This window comes from Streptomyces sp. NPDC046977 (assembly GCF_040644455.1).
GTDB lineage: Bacteria > Actinomycetota > Actinomycetes > Streptomycetales > Streptomycetaceae > Actinacidiphila.
The window spans coordinates 61,889-80,995 of sequence record NZ_JBEYWO010000029.1 but is presented as its reverse complement, the minus strand read 5'-3'; the positions used below and the strand labels follow the sequence as shown (position 1 = coordinate 80,995).

Annotated in this window: 19 protein-coding genes; 13 read left to right on the top strand and 6 right to left on the bottom strand. The window is 70.5% G+C overall.

Going from position 1 to position 19,107, the window contains the following annotated elements; translation table 11 throughout:
- Positions 1 to 26: 26 nt before the first annotated feature.
- The 4 genes from ABZ883_RS33740 to ABZ883_RS33725 all read left to right on the top strand — a co-directional run bounded on the left by ABZ883_RS33740 (position 27) and on the right by ABZ883_RS33725 (position 7,075).
- Positions 27 to 1,040 carry an aldo/keto reductase gene (locus ABZ883_RS33740; protein WP_360913051.1) on the top strand — a complete coding sequence of 338 codons (1,014 nt, stop codon included), beginning with the start codon at positions 27 to 29 and terminating at the stop codon, positions 1,038 to 1,040.
- Between the two features lie 34 nt (positions 1,041 to 1,074).
- Entirely contained in the window at positions 1,075 to 1,497 is a 423-nt protein-coding gene (locus ABZ883_RS33735) for an SRPBCC family protein (protein WP_360913049.1), read from the top strand.
- 50 nt (positions 1,498 to 1,547) lie between these two features.
- A complete protein-coding gene (locus tag ABZ883_RS33730) occupies positions 1,548 to 2,459 on the top strand; it encodes a HEAT repeat domain-containing protein (protein ID WP_360913047.1) in 912 nt (303 codons plus the stop codon).
- Between the two features lie 548 nt (positions 2,460 to 3,007).
- Positions 3,008 to 7,075 carry a carboxypeptidase regulatory-like domain-containing protein gene (locus ABZ883_RS33725; RefSeq protein WP_360913131.1) on the top strand — a complete coding sequence of 1,356 codons (4,068 nt, stop codon included), beginning with the start codon at positions 3,008 to 3,010 and terminating at the stop codon, positions 7,073 to 7,075.
- 185 nt (positions 7,076 to 7,260) lie between these two features.
- Here ABZ883_RS33725 and ABZ883_RS33720 read toward each other — a convergent pair whose 3' ends face one another.
- The gene (locus ABZ883_RS33720; RefSeq protein WP_360913045.1) at positions 7,261 to 7,935 is read right to left on the bottom strand and encodes a winged helix-turn-helix domain-containing protein; all 675 of its coding nucleotides are present in this window, start codon (positions 7,933 to 7,935) and stop codon (positions 7,261 to 7,263) included.
- Between the two features lie 65 nt (positions 7,936 to 8,000).
- Here ABZ883_RS33720 and ABZ883_RS33715 point away from each other — a divergent pair, with 65 nt between their 5' ends.
- From ABZ883_RS33715 to ABZ883_RS33705, 3 genes are all read left to right on the top strand, one after another.
- A complete protein-coding gene (locus tag ABZ883_RS33715) occupies positions 8,001 to 9,542 on the top strand; it encodes an isocitrate lyase/phosphoenolpyruvate mutase family protein (protein WP_360913043.1) in 1,542 nt (513 codons plus the stop codon).
- A gap of 78 nt (positions 9,543 to 9,620) precedes the next feature.
- Complete coding sequence (locus ABZ883_RS33710; protein WP_360913041.1) at positions 9,621 to 9,767, top strand: hypothetical protein; 147 nt, start codon at positions 9,621 to 9,623, stop codon at positions 9,765 to 9,767.
- A gap of 360 nt (positions 9,768 to 10,127) precedes the next feature.
- Positions 10,128 to 10,727 carry a hypothetical protein gene (locus ABZ883_RS33705; protein WP_360913039.1) on the top strand — a complete coding sequence of 200 codons (600 nt, stop codon included), beginning with the start codon at positions 10,128 to 10,130 and terminating at the stop codon, positions 10,725 to 10,727.
- Between the two features lie 87 nt (positions 10,728 to 10,814).
- Here ABZ883_RS33705 and ABZ883_RS33700 read toward each other — a convergent pair whose 3' ends face one another.
- Complete coding sequence (locus tag ABZ883_RS33700) at positions 10,815 to 11,816, bottom strand: oxidoreductase (RefSeq protein ID WP_360913037.1); 1,002 nt, start codon at positions 11,814 to 11,816, stop codon at positions 10,815 to 10,817.
- Positions 11,817 to 11,948: 132 nt separating this feature from the next.
- On the opposite strand from ABZ883_RS33700, the gene ABZ883_RS33695 reads away from it, so the two are divergent.
- The gene (locus ABZ883_RS33695) at positions 11,949 to 12,365 is read left to right on the top strand and encodes a MerR family transcriptional regulator (RefSeq protein ID WP_360913035.1); all 417 of its coding nucleotides are present in this window, start codon (positions 11,949 to 11,951) and stop codon (positions 12,363 to 12,365) included.
- Here the strand turns inward: ABZ883_RS33695 and ABZ883_RS33690 are convergent.
- Both ABZ883_RS33690 and ABZ883_RS33685 read right to left on the bottom strand, forming a co-directional pair.
- A complete protein-coding gene (locus ABZ883_RS33690; protein WP_360913033.1) occupies positions 12,308 to 13,252 on the bottom strand; it encodes an NAD-dependent protein deacetylase in 945 nt (314 codons plus the stop codon). The two genes, ABZ883_RS33695 and ABZ883_RS33690, sit on opposite strands and share 58 nt — an antisense overlap.
- 58 nt (positions 13,253 to 13,310) lie before the next feature.
- Complete coding sequence (locus ABZ883_RS33685) at positions 13,311 to 13,832, bottom strand: universal stress protein (protein WP_360913031.1); 522 nt, start codon at positions 13,830 to 13,832, stop codon at positions 13,311 to 13,313.
- 356 nt (positions 13,833 to 14,188) lie between these two features.
- Between ABZ883_RS33685 and ABZ883_RS33680 the strand changes: the two genes are divergently transcribed.
- Positions 14,189 to 14,650, top strand: a complete 462-nt coding sequence (locus ABZ883_RS33680) for a DUF3558 family protein (protein WP_360913029.1) — start codon at positions 14,189 to 14,191, stop codon at positions 14,648 to 14,650.
- A 125-nt stretch (positions 14,651 to 14,775) separates the two neighbouring features.
- Here the strand turns inward: ABZ883_RS33680 and ABZ883_RS33675 are convergent, their stop codons facing one another.
- Entirely contained in the window at positions 14,776 to 15,651 is an 876-nt protein-coding gene (locus ABZ883_RS33675) for a helix-turn-helix transcriptional regulator (RefSeq protein ID WP_360913026.1), read from the bottom strand.
- Positions 15,652 to 15,791: 140 nt separating this feature from the next.
- Between ABZ883_RS33675 and ABZ883_RS33670 the strand changes: the two genes are divergently transcribed.
- A complete protein-coding gene (locus ABZ883_RS33670) occupies positions 15,792 to 16,235 on the top strand; it encodes a nuclear transport factor 2 family protein (protein ID WP_360913024.1) in 444 nt (147 codons plus the stop codon).
- An 86-nt stretch (positions 16,236 to 16,321) separates the two neighbouring features.
- Here ABZ883_RS33670 and ABZ883_RS33665 read toward each other — a convergent pair whose 3' ends face one another.
- Positions 16,322 to 16,939: a DUF6461 domain-containing protein gene (locus ABZ883_RS33665; RefSeq protein WP_360913022.1), complete on the bottom strand. Its 618-nt coding sequence runs from the start codon at positions 16,937 to 16,939 to the stop codon at positions 16,322 to 16,324.
- 192 nt (positions 16,940 to 17,131) lie between these two features.
- Here ABZ883_RS33665 and ABZ883_RS33660 point away from each other — a divergent pair, with 192 nt between their 5' ends.
- From ABZ883_RS33660 to ABZ883_RS33650, 3 genes are all read left to right on the top strand, one after another.
- Entirely contained in the window at positions 17,132 to 17,830 is a 699-nt protein-coding gene (locus ABZ883_RS33660) for an HAD family hydrolase (protein ID WP_360913020.1), read from the top strand.
- 466 nt (positions 17,831 to 18,296) lie between these two features.
- A complete protein-coding gene (locus ABZ883_RS33655) occupies positions 18,297 to 18,506 on the top strand; it encodes a hypothetical protein (protein ID WP_360913018.1) in 210 nt (69 codons plus the stop codon).
- A 68-nt stretch (positions 18,507 to 18,574) separates the two neighbouring features.
- Positions 18,575 to 19,009 carry an NUDIX hydrolase gene (locus ABZ883_RS33650; RefSeq protein ID WP_360913016.1) on the top strand — a complete coding sequence of 145 codons (435 nt, stop codon included), beginning with the start codon at positions 18,575 to 18,577 and terminating at the stop codon, positions 19,007 to 19,009.
- Positions 19,010 to 19,107: the final 98 nt, after the last annotated feature.

Genomic DNA, 19,107 nt, shown 5'->3' with positions numbered 1-19,107 from the left:
GTCCGCGCCATCAGAAGGGACACGCTGTGAAACTCGAACAGATCCTCCCGGCGCACCTGGGATTCGGATGTGCGCCGCTGGGAAACATGTTCCGTTCGGTTCCCGAGGACGAGGCCGCCGCCACCGTCGACGCGGCCTGGGACCAGGGCACCCGGTACTTCGACACCGCGCCGTTCTACGGCTCCGGACTGTCGGAAATACGCCTGGGCAAGGCCTTGTCCGGTCGCCCGCGCGACGACTACGTGCTCAGCACCAAGGTCGGCCGCGTCATCCTGGACGAGAAGGAGGACCCGAGCGCACGTGATCTCGGCGAGAAGGGCAACCTCTTCGCCCACGGACGCCCGAACAAGATGCTTCACGTATGGACCGCGGACGCCACGAAACGCTCCATCGAAGACAGCCTGAAGCGCCTGCAAACCGACCGCCTGGACATCGTGTGGGTGCACGACATCGCCCAGGACTTCCACGGCGACATGTGGCTGCAGAAAATCGAGGAAGCCCGCACGGGCGCCTTCCGTGTCCTCACGAAGTTGCGCGACGAGGGCGTCATCAAGGCCTGGGGACTCGGCGTCAACCGCACCGAACCCATCGAGATCACCCTCGCCCTCGAAGAACCCCAGCCCGACGGGTTCCTGCTCGCCGGCCGCTACTCGCTGCTCGACCACGCACACGCCCTGCAGCGACTGCTGCCCATGGCCGAGGAACAGGGCGTCGGCATGGTCGTCGGAGGCCCCTACAGCTCCGGCATCCTCGCCGGTGGCACCCACTTCGAATACGTCACCGCCCCACCCGACATCGTGGCCAAGGTCGCGCGGCTCAAAGAACTCACCGACAGGCACGGCATCAGCATCAAGGCCGCCGCCCTGCACTTCTCCCTCGCACACCCCGTCGCCAGAGCCGCCATCCCCGGCGCGACCCAGCCCGCCCACACGATCGAGGACCACGCCGCACTCGACGAAAAGGTACCGGCCGGCTTCTGGACCGACCTGCGCGCTTCCGGCCTGGTCAGCCCCGCGGCCCCCCTGCCCGGCGGAGCGTGAGCGACCCCCGCCCCACGATTCCGGAGGAGAAGCCATGGCATCGACATCCGTCAGCAGGGTCGTCCCGGCCACTCCCGCACGCGTGTGGGAACTCGTCGGCGGCTTCGGCTCCCTGCCCGACTGGCTGCCCTACATCCCCGAGAGCTCCTTCTCGGAGGGCGGCCGCGTACGGCACCTGAAGAACCCCGACGGCGAGCCCATCGTGGAGCGCCTGATGGCGTTCGACGAGGAACACCGCTACTACAGCTACCACATCGTGCAGGCACCGTTCCCCGTCGTCGACTACCTGTCCACCCTGCGGGTCCACGAGATCAGCGGCGACGAGAACGCGGCCGAGGTCCAGTGGTCCGGCCGCTTCGTCCCCAAAGCCGGCGCCACGGAGGACGAGGTCGTCGACCTCTTCACCGGCATCTACCGAGACGGCCTGGAAGCCCTGCACAAGACGCTCGGCGGCTGAGGGCCGTCCCACCGCCGGCCACGACTGGACGGTCTGGCACGATCGCCGCTGTGACCGTACGCATGGACACCGCGGACTGGGCCGGGCTGTTCCACGCCCTGGGGCCCGCGTCCGACACGCCACGGCATCTGGAAGCGCTCCTCGGCGATGACCCAAAAGCGTTCGTCGACGGGTACACACACCTTTGGTCGACGACGATTCGTCGCGACAGCAGGGTGTGGCCCGCGACGGCGCCGACCGCGTTGCTGGTCAGCCGGTTCCTGGACGATGCGTCGCTGTGGCCGGACGATCCTTCGATGCCGGATGCCATGCTCGCCTACCTGTACAAAGTCGGCGTCGCCGCCGATCTCGGCGACCGGGCCGCAGAGATCCGGGCCCAAGTGGCGGGCCGCGTGTCCGATCTGCGGGACTGGACGGCCGTCCATCTGTCAGCTGATGCCGATGGCCGGGCCCGGATGTGGGAGGACGGCACAGGGCTGGGCGGGCTCGTTCTCGACCAGGCGGCGGTCGCCTGCTTCGACGTGGTTCCCGAGATCCTGGCACGAGTGCTGCCGCACCTGGCTTCGGGACGTACCAGGCGCAGGACGTGCGCAGCCGTTGCCGTCGGTGCGCCGGCCCGGCATCCCTCGGCATCGGCGCAGCGGCCGGCGCTCGTGGAGCAGTTGGCTTCGTTGAGCCGGGCCGCCGATTCCCCCTACGACGTGGCTACCGTTGTGATCGCCATCGGCCAACTCGGCGGCGACACACGGGGCTGGCTCGGGCATCCGCATCCGGGTGTTCGAGGCTGCGCCGCCCTGGCGCCCGGGCTTGCGGGCGACGAGACGGCGGCGCAGGTCCTGCGGGAACTGGCGCGGTCACCCGGGGCGTTCACCGAGTCGTTCGGCGACATGGCCCCGCCCTTGCAATTCCAGTCCGGGCCGTACCAGGACCTGCTCGCGCAGGGGTTCTTTCGCCCGGGTTGAGGCGCCGGCGGGCCTCCCGGCGCGCGCTCGCCGCGACCCGGGCCGGGGCCGGGGCTCACGGCCGGGGGCCGTGGCCGCCCCGGGCCGAAACGGGGCTCGGTGCAGGCAACTTGGGCACAAGCGCACATCATGTCGGAAACAACTCCGCGGCGTTGCGGATCCTGGCGACTTCCCGTCGTGTGTCGTATTCACGCCCACAATACTTTCCGTGAACATTCATAGGCCACGGAAATCTGGTGTTCACGTAACGAACACGTGAAGACACGCATTCCGCCGCGAACCTTCAGAAATCCCAGCTCACGCGACCCGTTACAGCAACGGTTCCCTCACGCACCGTCACCAACCCCGCCCAGCCTCCCCATTGACATGGACAGGACCGATCTCGCTAATGGGCCCGGGTGAACGCCACGGCGTTCACCGCCGCCCGCGAGCCGTACACGGCTCGATCCCAGCAAGCACGCATGGGAGTCACGTTGAGACCAGCGAGAACCAGAAACCCTGTCCGCCGGACGGTGACCAGGGGCCTGGCCGTCCTCGGCGCCGCCGCCATGGCGGTGCTCGGAGTGCAGGCACCGGCATTAGCCACGGGTGTCGCGGACACACACTCCGCCACCCCGGCCGCCGCCGGCCGCGCGTCCTTCGAACCGACCTGTGACACACCCAAGCCCGGCCAGTTCAGCTGCTTCGCCCTGCGCCGCACCGATGTGAAGGCGTCCAAGGGCCTGATGCCAGCGGCGGAGACGCCCGCCGGCTACGGTGCCGCCGATCTGCAGAGCGCCTACGACCTGCCGTCCGACGGCGGTGGCGGCCAGACCGTCGCCATCGTGGACGCCTTCGACGACCCGACCGCCGAGGCGGACCTCGCCGTCTACCGTGCGCAGTTCGGGCTGCCCGCCTGCACCACGGACAACGGCTGCTTCCGCAAGGTGGACCAGCGCGGGGGCACCGACTACCCGGCGCCGGACCCCGGCTGGGCCGGTGAGATCTCGCTCGACCTCGACATGGTCTCCGCGATCGCGCCCAACGCGCACATCCTGCTGGTCGAGGCCGACGACAACAGCTTCGAGAGCCTGTCGGCCGCCGTCGACCAGGCCGTCGCCCTCGGCGCGAAGTACGTCTCGAACTCCTACGGCACGGACTACCGCGGCGGGAACGGCGAGGACCCGTCCGAGACCACGGACCTGGACGCGCACTACAACCACCCCGGCGTCGCGATCACCGCGTCCACCGGTGACTACGGCTACGGTGTGAGCTACCCGGCCGCCTCGCAGTACGTCACCGCGGTCGGCGGCACCACGCTGACCCGCGCGCCGTCCACGACCCGCGGCTGGACCGAGGCCGCCTGGAACCTCGCCGGTTCGGGCTGCTCGCTGTACGAGCCCAAGCCCGCCTTCCAGCACGACACCGGCTGCGACAACCGCGCGCTGGCCGACGTCTCCGCCGTCGCGGAGGACGTCGCGGTCTACCAGACCTACGGCCACAACGGCTGGGCGGTCTACGGCGGCACCAGCGTCTCGTCGCCGATCATCGCCTCGGTGTACGCGGCCGCCGGCACCCCGGTCGCCGGCTCGTACCCGAACGCCTACCCGTACGCCGCGGGCACCGGGATCAACGACATCACCACCGGCAGCAACGGCAACTGCTCCCCGGCGTACCTCTGCACCGGCGGTGCCGGCTACGACGGCCCGACCGGTCTCGGCACCCCGGCCGGTCTGTCGGCGTTCCGCAGCGGCCCGCACGGCGTCATCACCGGCAGCGTGACCGACAGCGCCACCGGCAAGGCGATCTCCGGCGCGACCGTCACCGCGGGCGACAGCGTCGCCCACACCGACGCCACGGGCGCGTACTCCCTGACCGTTGCCACCGGCACCTACGACATCTCCGTCGAGGCGTTCGGCTACTCCGACGGCTCGGCCGACGACGTCGCGGTCGACGACGACGCCACGGTGACCAAGAACTTCACCCTCGCCGCGGTGCCCAGCCAGACGATCGCCGGCAAGGTCACCGACGGCTCCGGCCACGGCTGGCCGCTGTACGCCAAGATCACCGCGGACGGCGTCCCCGGCGCGGTCTGGACCGACCCGGCCACCGGTTCGTACAGCCTGGAACTGCCCCAGGGGCACTCCTACACGCTGCACGTCGCGTCGGCCACAGCCGGATACCAGGCCGTCAGCAAGACCGTCACCGTCGGCGGCTCCGCGCAGACGGTGGGCATCTCGGTCCCGGTCGACTCCTGGACGGCAACCCCGCCCGGCTACCGGATCGACGTGACCGGCACCAACGAGCCGTTCGACGCCACCGACGCCCCGCCCGCCGGCTGGAAGGTGGAGAACGCCGAGGGCACCACGGGCGGCTGGGAGTTCGACGACCCGGGCAGCCGCGGCAACCGCACCGGCGGTGACGGCGCGTTCGCCGTCGCCGACAGCGACCACTTCGGCGGCGGGGCCACGCAGGACTCCTCGCTGCTCAGCCCGGTCTACGACTTCACCGGCAAGAACGACCCCGAGGTGGCCTTCAGCACCGAGTACAAGTCGTACAACGGCCAGTCGGCGACAGTCGAGGCGACGGCCGACGGCGGCAAGACCTGGAGCAAGATCTGGTCTGCCGGTCCGGACGTCACCGGTGACCGGATCGAGGCCTCGCTGGCCGACTTCGCCGGCAAGCCGGCGGTGCAGCTGCGCTTCCACTTCACCAGCAGCTTCGGATGGTGGTGGTCCGTCGACAACGTTTTCGTCGGCAACCGTCAGCTCACTCCCGTCCCCGCCGGCCTGGTCGTGGGCAACGTGACCGACGCCAACAGCGGTGACGGCATCGTCGGAGCCACCGTCACCAGCCAGGACAAGCCGTCCGAGAAGGCCATCACGGTCGCCACGCCGGACGACCCGAACCTGCCCGACGGCTTCTACTCGTTCGTCTCCACCGCCTTCGGCAGCCACCCCTTCACGGCGGCCAAGGCCAAGTACACCTCGCTGACCAAGAACGCCAAGACCGGGGCCGACAGCGCCGTCCAGGCGAACTTCAAGCTCAAGGCCGGCAAGGTCACGATCACGCCCGCCTCCGTCTCGGCGTCCGTCGCCTGGGGCGGCTCCGCTTCGCAGAAGCTGACCGTCAAGAACACCGGTGGCGCGGCCGCCACGGTCAAGCTCGGCGAGCAGTCCGGCGGCTTCACCCAGCAGGACAAGGGCGCCGCCCTGCGCACCGTCAAGGGTGACTACACCGCACTGTCCAGCAAGGCCCACGCGTCGTCCGCCAAGGCCGCGCCGTCCGCCGCGACCCCGGCCGACGACGCTTGGCAGACGGCCCCGGACCTCCCGACCGCCCTCATGGACAACGCCGTCGACACCCTCGACGGCAAGGTCTACTCGGCCTTCGGGTACAACGGTTCGACCGACGTCAAGGACCTGTACGTCCTCGACCCGGTCGCCGGCAGCTGGACGAAGCTCGCGAGCGCGTCCGACACCCGTGAGGACCCCGCGCACGGCTTCATCGACGGCAAGCTCTACGCCGTCGGCGGCTGGGGCCCGAGCGGCGCCCCGGACGCGAAGCTGGAGATCTACAACCCGCAGTCGAACAGCTGGACCACCGGTGCGTCCGCGCCCAAGCCGTACGCCGGCTCCGGCACGGCCGTCCTCGACGGCAAGCTGTACATGATCGGTGGCTGCGGCGCCGACTTCTGCGGCACCACGGACGCCAGCGTCTACGACGCGAGCACCGACAGCTGGTCCCAGATCGCCGCCTACCCCGAGGCCATCTCGTGGGAGGCGTGCGGCGCCATCGACGGCCAGATCTACTGCGCCGGTGGTCTGGGCGGCAACGAGAACGACGTCGTCCACACCTACTCCTACGACCCGGGCGCCAACAGCTGGACGCAGCTCGCCGACGTCCCGGCCGCCCAGTGGGGTACCTCGTACGCCGCTGCCAACGGCCGTCTGATCCTGGTCGGCGGTGTCGGCAACAACGCCCTGACCAACCGGAGCCAGGCCTTCGACCCGAAGTCCGGCACCTGGGGCACCCTGCCCAACGCCAACGTCGCCACCTACCGCGGCGGCGGCGCGCCCGGCTTCTACAAGGCCGGCGGCGGCAACGCCCCCGGCTCGCCGATCAGCAAGGTCGAGGTGCTGCCCGGCTACGACCAGGGCGGGGCGAGCGACGTCGACTGGCTCGCCGAGAGCGTCCAGCAGCTCACCCTGCAGCCCGGCGCCAGCGCGGTCGTCACTGTCACGCTCGACGCCACGGCCGCCTCGATCACCCAGCCCGGTGACCTGACCGCCGGCCTGAGCGTGGGCACCGACACGCCGTACTCCGTGCCGCGCATCCCGGTCGCCCTGCATGTCGCACCGCCCAAGACCTGGGGGAAGATCGCCGGTCTCGTCCTGGGCAACACGGCCACCGGTGGCACCGCGCCGCTGGCCGGGGCGACCGTCCAGATCGACAGCTGGGCCTCGTCCTACACGCTCACCACGGCCGCGGACGGCACGTACGGACTGTGGCTCGACGTCCGCAACAACCCGCTCACCGTCATCGTCGCCAAGGACGGCTACCAGCCGACCGTCACGACGATCAAGCTGAAGAAGGGGGAGACGGTCACCGGCAACTTCACGCTGAAGCGCAAGTAGCCGGAGGAAGCGTCGGAAACCGCGCCGGCGGCACCAGGAACGGGCCGCCGGCGCACCCCGGACGCGAACCCCGTTGAGGCAGGAGGGCCGGCCCCGAAGGGCCGGCCCTCTCGCGTGGGCGAACCACTCCCGCGACGGGTCGTTTGAGACGGGACACCATCACTCCCGGAGCGCAGGTCGAGTGGTCAGACCGCCGCTCCCAGCAACTCCCGGAACGCCTCGGTCCCTTCGGGCGTCACCTTCACCGCCCGCCCGGAACCGACGCGCCGCACCCACGTCCGTTCCAACGCCGTGGTGCACAGGGCCGCGCCCAGCGCTCCCGCGAGGTGGGGTCGGCGCTCGGTCCAGTCCAGGCAGCTTCGCACCAGAGGCCGCCGGGCACCTGGAGGTTGCTCGAAGCCGAGATGCTCGCTCAGCCATGCCCGGCCCGCCGGGGTGACGGCGAGCCCGGAGTCGGCGGCGACCAGGTCTCGGGCGATCATCGCATCCGCCAGGGCAACGCCCAGCTGCCCCGCCAGGTGGTCGTAGCAGGTGCGGGCCCGGGCTTCGGCACTGAGCCGCACCGATTCCCGCAGATTCTGCGGGCACGGGGTGTCCGATGCGTACGAGGCGAGGGCTTCGACGAGGGCGGCCGTCTCCGGGTCGGCCAGCCGGACATAGCGGTGCCGGCCCTGGCGTTCCTCGGTCAGCACTCCGCCGGCGATGAGGCGGGAAAGCTGCTCGCTGGCGGTGGAGGCCCGCACCCCCGCGTACCGGGCGAGCTCGCCTGCGGTCCAGGCGCGGCCGTCGAGCAGCGCCTGGCAGAAGGCGGCCCGGGTGCGGTCGGCGAACAAGGCGGCGGTCTCGGCGAGTGGGGGCACAAGGTCATGATGCCGCAGGGACGGTTCGGGGAGCGGCGAACTGTCCCGGCCCTAGCGTCAGGGCCATGACGTCGACGATCCATGAGTTCAACCGCTATGAGGACGTGCGAGCGGCGCTTGCCGACCCGGCACTGGTCCCGGAGCTGCCTGCTGCCGACGACGGTCCCGTCGGGGCGAGTGTCGCGTGGCTGCGTGCCACCGTGGCCCGATTCAGCTCCGGTGAGCAGCACCGGCGGCGGCGCGCTCTGGTGGAGGCCGAACTGTCCCGGCTGGAGCCTGCCTCACTACGGCGGGCGGTGGCGGCGGGGCCGGAAGGGCAGGTACGCGTGCGGGTGGTGCAAACTCTCGCCGAGGCCCTGGGGATGCCGGAACCCAGGATGGTCGCGGAGGCGGTGACCGTCATTGCCGGGACCTACTTCGGGGGTACGGACGCAGCCGCCGACGAGGCGGTGGCCCACCTCATGGCGCGGCTGGCGCCACGGAACGCGGATGAGGACGGCTTGGAGGCCGCTGCCAACCGCATCGGGCTGCTGGTGCAGGCCTGCGCGGCGACGGCTGCCCTGGTGGAGACCGCGGCCGACAGCGACGTACCGCTGGCCCGGGTGCTCCGGGAGGCTTCGCCGGTATCGGTGATGCGCCGGGTCGCCACGCGTTCCACCCGGGTCGCCGGTCGTGAGATCGCCGAGGGCGATGTGGTTCTCCTGGATCTCGCGGCCGCCCATCGTGTGCACCCCGTGCCGCTCGCCTTCGGCGCACCACCGCGGGTCTGTCCCGGCCGGGCCCATGCACTTGCTCTGGCCGACGGACTGCGCCGACGCCCGCTGACCGACTTCGCCCGCCTGCATCACCAGGCCACCCCGCTGCTGCTTCCCAACGCCTGGGACCACGCCTCTGCGGCCGCTCTGGCGGCGCAGGGCTTCGCGGCGATCGGCACCACGAGCCTGGGCGTGGCGGCAGCCGCCGGTCTGACGGACGGGGCGGCCGCGACCGCCGAAGCGACCTCGGCCCTGGCCCGCCGACTCGGACGCGGCTCCTTTCTGTTCACCGTCGATGCCGAAGGGGGCTTCAGCGAGGACCCGGAGGAGGTGGCTGAGCTGGCCCGGAGGCTCCACGAGGCGGGAGCCGCAGGCATCAACCTCGAGGACGGCCGCCCGGACGGCACCCTCGCCCCCGTGGAGTCGCACGCCGCGAAGATCGCCGCCGTCAAGGCCGCCGTGCCGGAGCTGTTCGTGAACGCCCGCACCGACACCTACTGGCTCGGACGCCAGGAGGAGGAGACGGCGGCGCGCCTCGCGGTCTACGAACAGGCCGGTGCGGACGGGGTGTTCGTGCCGGGGCTGTCGGACCCGGACGAAATGGCCGCGCTGACGGCAACCCTCGTCGTCCCGCTGAACATTCTGTACTCGCCGACCGGACCCGCCCTCGCCGACCTGGCCGCACTGGGTGTGCGCAGGATCAGCCTCGGCTCGATGCTCTACCGCAGGGCCCTGGCCGCGGCGGTGAGCACCGCGACGGCCATCCGCGACGGCCGGCCGGCGGACCTCACAACCCTCTCCTACGCACAGGTGCAAGCATGGGGAGAGCCTTCCCCTCACTTTTTCTCGTGAGATGCGGCTCTACAGCGATGCGCTGAACAGGCCCCACCTCACGGCTGCCGCCTTCTGCCGCCTTCACCGGACCGGACGGTGCGACTCTGGGACCCGGGCACCGGCCGGTGCGTGCTGACGATCCCGGTCCACCACGAGGTGCTCGGCAGCGCTCACACCGGCGGCGGGCTGCCGGCGGTCGCCGTGCCCTCCGGAGTCCTGGCGTACCGGATTCGGGCGCGATGACGGCGCCGGTACGACCGGCTGCCGGCGGGGTCCGGCGATTGAGGCGATTCGGCCGCGTCCGAGGCGCTCGGCGTCGCAAGGCGAATTCCGCGCGCCCCGCTCCTTTCCACCGGGCCGGCGCCGGCCGCGTCAACCGGCACGTAATCCCGCCCCCGAAGGGGTCAGTAAGGCTTTCCCCGGGCGGATTTGCTGCCCGGGTCCGGGTCTGGGATCTTGTCCGGGGCGGCGACGTCGAGCGACGCACCCCCGGCCGGCACCACTTGACCCCGAGGTCACCGCCGGGCCGACAGGTGGGTCGCGGCCGGGCCGCGAAGAGCGGCCCGCCGCCCTGTCCTTGGCTGTACGGAGAAGGGAAACAGCGTGAATACCGAGAAGGTTGTGGCCCGGCGTCTCACCTCGGAAGAGGTCGCCGAGCTGAGCCACCAGGACGCGATATTCGTCTCGGCATCGACGGAAGACCTCGCACTCGACTGCTACGCCCCGGCTTTCCTTGTGAAGCCGGGCAAGAGCTTCGAGGGTGGCTCCTTCACCGCGAGGACGATCTTCGGTGAGGAAGTGCACGTTCTTCCGGACAATGCCGAGGAGCGCGGCATCCGGGTCGCCGACGAGGCCGGGGAGGAAATCGAGGTTCTCCAGAGTGCCGGTGTCCTGCTGAACCTGGCCCTCTTTGTGCCCGACGGGACCAAGGAATCCCTGGAGGCGCTCTACAACGCCGCGCGGGAGGCATTCGGCGCGGGAATCGTCCAGCGCTGGAGCGAGGAAGTCGTCGCGGTGCCGGACGTCAAGGTCGACCTGTTCGAAGAGCCGGCGCGCGGGCGCAAGAGCACGAACAACCAGAACCGTGACCGCCGCGCCCTGGACATCTACCCCACCCGAGTGCGCTTCATGGAGCCCAGCGCCGGCTGGAGGTTCATCCTCGAACCGCACCAGGAGACCGTCGACGACATCCCGACGATCTGAGCTCACGGCGGCCCCGATGGGGCGGCTCCGCGGCAGAAGGCCCCCTCGGACACGCAAGGCCGGAGGGGGCCTTCGCGTTTCCGCGCGTCAGGCGCCCGTCCCCGTGGCCGTGTTCGCGGCGTGGGAGGTGTCCCAGTCGATGCCGGTCAGCTGCTGCGAGCGCTCCCACAGGCGGCGTCCGAGCTCCGGGTCCTGAGCCGCCGCCGACAACGGCACCGGGTGGGGGTGCCCCGACCGTCCGCCCCGGCCGTCGGGCCCGATGTAGGTGCCGGCGGCGAGACCGGGCTCGGTCGCCGCGTACAGCTGCGGCAGGGCTCCCATCTGCGGGCTCTGCGCGAAGAGTCGGCCGGACAGACGCATGAGCAGTCCCGTGATCCCGGTGCCCTTGCTCTGCATCGGCGTGTTGCTGTAGCCCGGGTGCGCGAGAACGCTGGTGATCGGCGACGGCACCGCCTGCTCACGCCGGGCCAGCTCCACAGCGAAGGCCGCGTTCGCCAGCTTCGATGCCGAATAGGCCGCGAGGGGCGTGTACGCGCGCGTCCACGCGACATCGTCCAGATCGAGTTCGCCCTTCTCGTGCAGGTACGAGGTCACGGTGACGACCCGCGGCGACGGCGAGCGTCGCAGCACCGGTGCCATCAGCGCCGTGAGCGCGAAGTGGCCGAGGTGATTCGCCGCGAAATGACGCTCCGCGCCCTGCGCGGTGACACCGTGCCCGACCATGGAGACGCCCGCGTTGTTGATCAGCGCGTCGACGGACTCCTCCCGGCCGATCTCCTCCGCCGCCCGGTGGATCGAGTCCAGGTCCAGCAGATCGACCTGCCGCACCTCCGCCTCGGCCCCCGGGTACGCGCTGCGCAGTGCGGACGCCACCTGCTCTCCCCGTGCCGCGTCGCGCACGGCCAGCAGTACCCGGCCGCCGTGCGCCGCGAGCTCGCGCGCCGTCACCAGCCCGAGTCCGCTCGTCGCACCCGTCACGACGAAGGTCCGGCCCTTCTGCCCGGCCATGCGCTCCGCGGTCCATCCGCCGCCGCCCGGCTTGCCCTTGTCCGTCCTGGAACCCGTCGTCGTCATGTCGCGATCTCGCATTTCTCCTCGAAGCGGCCTCGGTCAACGCGCCTGAGCAGGGCTGGGCCGTGGAAAAAAGCTAAACCTTTCCATTAATGTGAAGGTCAAGCCGGCGGCGGCGCGATCGCCCGCCGACACCACGAAGGAGAGTGCATGAAGATCGGAGACCTTGCCGCGAGGACGGGCGTCGCACCGCGGCTGCTGCGCTACTACGAGGAGGTCGGCATCCTGCACCCCTTCCGGGGCGCCAACGGATACCGCACCTACGGCGAACCGGCCATCGACCGCGTCCTGCAGATCCGCGAACTCCTCGAGGCCGGCCTCACGACGGACATGATCCGCGAGGTGCTCCCCTGCCTCGATGCCGGGAAGGAGAGGACCGACACCTCAAACTGCCCGGCGGCCAAGGACCTGGACGGACTGCGCCGCCAGCTCAGCAGCATCGAACGCCGCATCGACGTCCTGCAACGCAACCGGCAGGCGATCCAGAGGTACCTGAGCGCCTGCGCGGACTACGCCGTCGCCGCACCCGCGTCCGCCGCCGGAACCCCGGAGCCGGCCGCGGGCTGAGCAGGCTCGACGGGGACGCCCAGCCGCCCGGCCACGGTGGTGAGCGCCGTCCCCAGCGGGAGCGCGACCCGGGTGAGCGCGTGGCGGTCGCCGCGGGTCGCGTCCCGGTTGACGATCAGCACCGGCTTCCCGGCCTGGGCCGCCTGGCGGACGAACCGGAGCCCGGACATCACCGTCAGTGAGGAACCCAGCACCAGCAGCGAGGCCGCCTCGCCCACCAGCGCGCGACACTCCTCGACCCGCTGCTGCGGCACGGCCTCGCCGAAGAAGACCACGTAGGGCTTGAGGACACCGCCGCAGACCACGCAGGGCACCACGTGGAAGTCCCCCACCTGCTCGTCGGTGAGGTCGGCGTCGCCGTCCGGGTTGATCGCCGCGGCCACCGGCTCGAAGCCCCGGTTGGCCTCCTCCAGCCGCCGGGCGAGCTCGCCGCGCGGGCTGAACGCGCCGCAGGAGAGGCAGACCACCCGGGCCAGGCTTCCGTGGAGTTCGACGACCCCCTCACTGCCGGCGGCCTGGTGCAGGCCGTCCACGTTCTGGGTGATCACACCGGACAGCAGGCCGCGCCGCCCGAACGCGGCCACGGCGCGGTGACCCGCGTTGGGCCGGGCGCGGCCGAAGGTGCGCCACCCGAGATGGCTGCGCGCCCAGTACCGGCGCCGCGCTTGGGCGTCCCCGGTGAAGTCCTGGTAGGTCATCGGGGTGTGCCGGCTCAGGCTGCCGCCCTCGCCGCGGTAGTCCGGGATGCCCGACTCCGTGGAGATGCCGGCCCCGCTGAGCACCAGCACACCGCCGGCGCCCAGCGCGTCGGCGACCGGCTCCAGATCCGTGGTGGCCGCAGGCAGGTCCTCGGTGGGGGTCCAGCTCAAGGTGGGGCGCATACGCATGCCGCCAGGGTACGGAACCGACGCCCGCCGGCGGCTGCCGCCCCGGTACGCCGGCCGGTCAGGGGACGACGATGACCGGCCGCTGGGCGCGGTGTGCCAGGGTGCGGGAGATCGAGCCGAAAAGCCTGCTGCCGGGCCCCCGCGACTGCCCCACGATGATGGCGCGTGCCCGGTACTTGCGGCCGGCCGTCTCCAGCTCGTCGGCGATGACGCCGCTGCGCCGGACCAGGGTCCAGGGCAGATCCGCCAGGTGTTCCTCGCGGGCGAGCCGGCGCGCCAGCGCGCGCATCCCGTCACGCCCGCCCCGCTGGACGCGCGGCGCCTCGAACCCGAGGAAGGACGCGAGTGCGTTCTGCCTCGTGACATGGACGACGATGAGCACGGTGCCGGCACGCCGCGCCATCCCGGCCGCGTAGGACAGCGCCCTCCTGCTGGACACGGAGCCGCTGTAGCCGACCACGACGCCGTACCTGTCCACGGTCGTGTGAACGCCGTCGAAGCCGAACGCCTGCTCCCAGGCACCGGCCGACCACGGGAACGGGCCGTCGCCGTCACGTTCGGGAGCATCATGGCCTGCCATGAGAAACCTTTCCGGGAACGTCGTCCGGGACGAAGCGCGACTGCTTCGCCGTCCTCAGGCACGACCGGGAACGCCGGTGATCCGTGACAACCGCCCGCCGGGGACGCGCGGCCGTACGGGCACCCGGACGCCTCGGCGCAAGAAGGCCGCGGGAGTTGAACGCCCGGTGCGACCCCTGTGATCCATCGGTGACACTCGGTTGCCGGCCTGTGACAGCGATCCGCAACCCGCCCCGCCAGGGGTGACGTCTTCTTGATCGAGAGCGCGGGTCGCGTCGGCGGACCGGACACACGCACCGCGGACCGTGTCCACCGAGGGCCGCGCTCCATCCGTTGCACCACGATCGGAGGACAACAGTGAAGTCTTCACCCCTGGCGATTGCCGGCCTCGTGCTCCTCGCCGCGACGGTCACCGCCTGCGGCTCGTCGGACACTTCTTCCTCGGCCTCGGGCACCTCCGCCCCGGCGACCGGAGCGGCCTCGGGCAAGGACTCCTCGCAGGGCGGCAAGAAGGTCGACGCGTGCACACTGCTCGAGCCCGACGAGATCACGCCGATCATCGGCGAGAACGACGGCGGCCACCCCGATGCCGGGGTGGGCGAGAGCGTGTGCAACTGGGAGAACCCCGACACCTACCAGTCCGTGACGCTGAGCATCGGCTCCCCGAACACGGCCGGTTCGGAGCAGATCGACAACTCGATGATGACGGGGTTCACCCTCGGCGACCGCCTCTGCACCATCCAGGTCGTCACCCTCAAGCGGGACGCGGACAAGAAGACCGAGGCGAAGCTCATCGCGCTGCTCCAGGACCGCATATGAGCCCCTGATGCCGAGGCCGCGCCGACAGTCGTCGGCGCCGAACACCTTTGACATGACAGGAGCGGATCGGCCGGGTACGGCCATCGCGCCGTACCGGGCCGATCCGTCGTCCGGCACGCCGCGCTTCACGCCCGCCCGGCGTCCTGCTCCCGCCCGGACGTGGCGGACCAGGCCGCGAGCAGCTTCAGGCCGTCCGCCGCGGCGGTTCCGGGCGGCGCGCTGTAGACGACGACGCTGAGGCCGCTGTCGTCCGGCAGGCTCATGGTCTCCTGGTCGAGCTCCAGGTCACCGACGAGCGGATGGTGGAGACGTTTCGTGGTGTCGCGGAAGACATGCACGCTGTGGGACCCCCACAGCACCCGGAACGCGTCGCTGCGGGTGGACAGTTCACCGATCAGGTTCGACAGCTCGCGGTCGTGGGGGCTCCTGCCCGCCTCGACGCGCAGCGCGCCGACGGCGAAACGGGCCATGCGCTCCCAGTCGACGTAGAACCGCGTGGCAGCGGCGTTGAGGAACGCGAACCGGGCGACGTTCGCCCCGCACGCCGGGTCGGCGAACATCTCCGCGTACAGAGCCCGGCCCAGCGGGTTGGCGGCCAGCGTGTCCAGCCGGTTGTTCATCACGTACGCCGGCAGCTCCGGCATCCCCTCGACGATCCGCGCCACGCCGGGCCGCACCGCCGGACGGGTCTCCCGCCGCGGGGACCGCGCCTGGGGCGCCGGGCCCGCGGCGCGGGCGAGGTCGCGCAGGTACATGCGCTCGGTGTCGTCGAGCCGCAGCGCCCGGGCGAGGGCGTCCAGCACGCTGTCGGAGACACCTTTCAGATTCCCGCGCTCCAGGCGTGTGTAGTACTCGACGCTCACCCCGGCGAGCGCGGCGACCTCGCCCCTGCGCAGTCCGGCCACCCGCCGCTGCCCGTACACCGGCAGACCCGCCTGCTCGGGCGTGATGCTGTCGCGTCGGGAACGGAGGAATGCGCTGACTGCGTCCCGGTTGTCCATGAGGACAGGGTAGGCAGGCGGCGCGAGGGGTGGGGGACCCTGCCAGTACCCCTCACGGCAAGGACTCCCCCGTCGCCGCCGTCCGGCGTTGCATGGTGCGTGCCCCGATCCTCCGGGGCCCGAGTGAGAGGACGCACAAGATGAACGAGCGGACCGAGGCCGTGACGGACCCCGCGGACGTCGTGCGCGGGCTGTACGACGCGTTGAGCAAGGGGGATGTGGCGGGTGTGCTGGCCAGGCTCGCCCCCGAGGTGATCGTCGACGAGCCGGCCCCACTCCCGTACGGCGGTGTCCACCGGGGCCGCGAGGCCTTCGCGCAGTCGGTCCTGGGCGCGATGACGGCCCACGCCGACGTCGCCATCACCGACGCCCAGGTGTTCCAGGGCCCGGCCGGCGTGGTCGGGACACTCACGGGGACCCTCACGGCCCACACCACCGGCGAGGTGTTCCCGCTGACCATGGTGGAGATCCACCAGGTCGCGGGCGGCGTGGTGCACAAGATCGACGTCTACACCAAGAACCCCCACGAGCTCGCGGCGTTCTACGAGCGCGCCGCGGCGTCCACCCGCACCCCGGCCCGCTGACCCGGCCGCCCCGGAGCCGCCTTCGGCCTCGGCTCCGGGGCATCCCTGCGCGGAGTTCGTTCTCCCCTCCGGGCCGGCCGGAACGGTCAGTCGCGGGGTATCGGTGCCAGGCCCTCGATGAACTCGGTGGTCGTCAGCAACTCCGGAGTGAGCCGGATCCCGGTGACGCGTTCGGCGAGAGCGAAGGTGGCGGCGGTGACCACGTCCAGATCATCGATGGCGCCTTCCTCCGTCGCAAAGCCCACTTCGCGCATGGCTGCCACCAAGCAGTCGGGGTCGCTGCCACCCCGGTCCCAGGCAAACAGCGGCTCAAAGTGCAGTTTCGGCTTCCCGTCCTCGAACCAGTCGAAATGATCGACCGCGTTGACATTCCGATAGTGGGACACGGCCGTGCGCCCGACCGACAGACGCGACAGGACTCCGTCGAGCGTCCCGATGTAGCCGTTGGGCTCCACCAACACCGACCAGTCGTGGAGGGGCGCCACACCGAGATAACCATGGGTCCCCTCATGCACCTGGGCCGTTTCGTAGGCGTGCTCGTCCAGCGCCACCACGCCTGTGCTGTGCCCCTGCACCTCGGCCCTGAGGATCCGAAGCACCTCCGGTGGTGTGATTCCGCGGACCAGCGTGATGCAGTACGCCTCGGCAAGACGGGCGAAATCCGCCTCGAACCAGCGGTAGTCGTCGGCGGTGGCATGCGTCATCGCGCAAGCGTCCCACCCTCCGATCCGCACATCCCGGCCGGGTCAGGTCCGCCCCGTGCAGACGTGAAGTCAGTGAGGCTTTCTCCATCAAGATCACCACAAGTACGCTGTGTGCGACTTCGCGAGAATGATGCGGTCGCGGACGGGTGACGGCTCGCCAGTGATCGCAGGCCGTGTGACCACGGGAGAAACATGCCCTTCTTCAAAGCCGTTCTACTCGACTGGGTCGGAACACTCATCGTTCCCAAGTGGGGTCCCACCCGGACGGGGCACAGGGGGGCTTCGTGGATCCAGCACTCATTGCGGCAGCTCGGGCGTGACTCGTCCGAGGCGGAGGTCCAGCGGATCAGTACAGCCCTGAGTGTCTCGGGCGAGCTCCCCCATGTCGTGCAGGGCTGGGCGGGAGCGGACTTGTCGGCCGCAGCACACCGTGACAGCTACGAACGCTGGATCAATGCCGCAGAAGTGGACTCGGTCCTGGCCGACGAAATGTACGCGGCACTATCCGATGCGGTCGGCAACGCCTTCGCCTCCGATGTCGAACCCACGCTCGCGGCGCTCAAGGCAGCTCAACTGAAGGTGGCCATCATCAGCGACATCCATGTCGACATCCGCCCGGCTTTCTCGGAGCGCGGTCTTGACGTGTACGTCGACGAGTTCGTCTTGTCCTTCGAACACGGCGTGTCCAAGCCGGACCCCGCCATCTTCCGCGTCGCCCTCGGACTCCTCGGGGTAGAGCCCGAAGAGGCACTGATGGTCGGCGATCGCTCCAGCCATGACGGCGCAGCCGTCGAAGCCGGGATCGCCACCCTGCTCGTCCCGCCGTTGACGAAGGTGACCGAGGAACGACTGCACCTCGCGCTGGCCGCCTGCGGCATCCCCGCGTGCTGACGGCTTGACCCGCGAGATGCCCTCGCTGTTGATCGATCACGGTATGCCGGGGACACAAGCACACGCGAAGCCCCTGCGCGCCGGATTGGCGACATCGTCGGCGCCACTCTTGTCCTCCCCGCTGAGGAAAAACCATCGACTGCACCGCTCGCTAACCCACCTCGGGCCGGCGGCCTGTTCTCGACCTGTCTGTGCTTCGCGCGGTGTCTGATGTACTGCCTTCCGAAGAACTGAATGGCGGGAGCGCAGCGTTGGGTGTTCTGACTGACTACTTCCGCGCGGTAGATGCCGCATCGGTGGTGCGGGCGCTGGAGCAGACGAAGGGTGGTTCCCCACCCATCGGGTCGGGGCACCCCGTGTTCGACGGGGTCGAGGCCAAGCGCGTGGACCCGGCGGTGATCCTGGGACAGCTGATCGCTGCCATTCATCGGGTTCCCTGGCGAGTGGCCTGGTGGAGGAGGCGCCCGTGTGGCCGGTCTCCCCAACTCCCGGCCCGGACGACCTCGAAGACGAGGACAACCCGTGGCTGACGGGTCCTGGGTATCAGAACTCCATCGCCAACTGCGTCGCCAGGTGGGTGCAAGCGGAGGAACTGTACGGAGCGGGCGTGGAGGCCCTGCAGCCGCTGGCCGAAGAGCTCATCCTGCTCGCCAGGCGGGCTCGCCAAGCCTGGTGAACAAATTTACTGCTGGACATCTTTGTGAGGCCGCCGAGCCGGAAGAGGAATGCACTACCGTCACGAGGATGAAGGTGCGGCACAGAGTTCGCGCGGTTCTCCTTGAACACGATCATCTGGTGTTCCTGCGACGCGGATGGCCGGGCGGGGGCGTCTACTACACAACTGTGGGCGGGGGCGTCGAACCCGGCGATGACAGCCTCGACGGCGCTCTGCGTCGCGAGGTCATGGAGGAAATCGGGGCCACCATCGGCCCGGCCGCCGAGTTCCTGACCACGACCGAGCCTGGTGAGCGGATCACCGTCGTCCAGCACTATTTCCGTGCCGACCTCGTAGACATGGACGTGACCCGCCGCAACGGCCCCGAGCTGGACGACCCGGACACGGGAGACTTCTCGCCCGTGCGCGTCGCGTTGGACGTGGCAGCCCTGGCGGCGCTCGACCTTCAACCGATCGAGCTCGCGGATTACTTGCGGGACAACCTCACGTCGTGGAGCGTCTGACCGCCGCCTCTCTGGACGATCACCCCGGTGCGCGGTCCCGGTTGTCGGCGATGGTCGTTTCTGCAAACCCCTACTGTGCACGGCTCGATGAATATCGA